We start from the raw sequence: 1,191 nt of genomic DNA on the forward strand, positions 1-1,191 counted from the left end.
GGATGGTGTTCAAAACCCCCGGTCAAGCCCGAATGGCATGAGCGAGGCACGACAGGAACAATGGCGTGATGACCCAACGAGAACTTGGCCTGAATCTGAGTACGCGGCGCACGCGCAAAGCGGTGTTTCTGGACGAGATGAATCTGGTGGTCCCGTGGACCGACTTGCTGTCGCTGATTGAGCCGCATGCACCACGGGCCAAGACCGGGCGCCCGCCTTTTGAACTGGTGACCATGCTGCGCATTCACTTCCTTCAACAATGGTTTGGGTTGAGCGACCTGGCCATGGAAGAGGCCTTGTTCGAGACGACGCTGTATCGCGAGTTTGCTGGGCTCTCCAGTGTCGAGCGCATCCCCGACCGGGTCAGCATCCTGCGCTTTCGCCATCTGCTCGAAGAGCACCAGTTGGCGCCCCAGATGCTGGCCGTGGTCAACGCCACGCTGGCCGACAAAGGCTTGATGCTCAAGCAGGGCACGGTGGTGGACGCCACCTTGATAGCCGCGCCCAGTTCGACCAAGAACCAGGGCGGCGAGCGTGACCCCGAGATGCATCAGACCAAGAAGGGCAATCAGTGGCATTTCGGCATGAAGTGCCATATCGGCGTGGATGCCGATTCCGGGTTGGTGCACACCGTGGTCGGAACAGCGGCCAACGTCAATGATGTGACGCAGGCCAGCGCGTTGGTCCACGGCGAAGAAACAGACGTGTTCGCCGATGCGGGCTATCAGGGTGTGGCCAAGCGAGAAGAGGTTCAAGGCATCCGAGTCAACTGGCACGTGGCCATGCGCCCCGGCAAACGCCGAGCGCTGAACAAGGACAACCCCATGGGCGCGGTGCTCGACCAGCTTGAGCACGTCAAGGCCTGCATCCGCGCCAAGGTGGAACATCCGTTCCGGGTCATCAAGCGCCAATTCGGGCACGTGAAGGTTCGCTATCGCGGACTGGCCAAGAACACAGCGCAGTTGCATACGCTGTTTGCGCTCTCCAATCTGTGGATGGTGCGGCGCCGACTGTTGCAGGGGTTGCAGGCATGAGTGCGTCTGCACGCGGCCCAAGCGCCACCAGCGGACCGAAAACGGGCGGTGCAAACGCAGAAACTGCGTTGAATTCGCTGATTCCGAGTCGCGCTGTTTCATGTCGTGGCAAGCCGCCCGCTATCGGCTGGCGCTAAACGTGTTTTGAACACCATCC

At 60.9% G+C, this 1,191-nt stretch carries 1 protein-coding gene; it reads left to right on the forward strand.

From position 1 onward, the window contains the following. Window positions 1–68 precede the first annotated feature (68 nt). Window positions 69–1,034: an IS5 family transposase gene (locus tag ACS5NL_RS22680; protein WP_439356259.1), complete on the forward strand. Its 966-nt coding sequence runs from the start codon at window positions 69–71 to the stop codon at window positions 1,032–1,034. Window positions 1,035–1,191 lie beyond the last annotated feature (157 nt).

Source organism: Hydrogenophaga sedimenti (assembly GCF_051857515.1).
Classification (GTDB): Bacteria; Pseudomonadota; Gammaproteobacteria; order Burkholderiales; family Burkholderiaceae_C; genus Hydrogenophaga.

What these genes read in the sequence shown, in the direction of transcription:
- ACS5NL_RS22680 (WP_439356259.1), top strand. Translation starts at nt 69, where the DNA reads ATGACCCAACGAGAACTTGGCCTGAATCTGAGTACGCGGCGCACGCGC.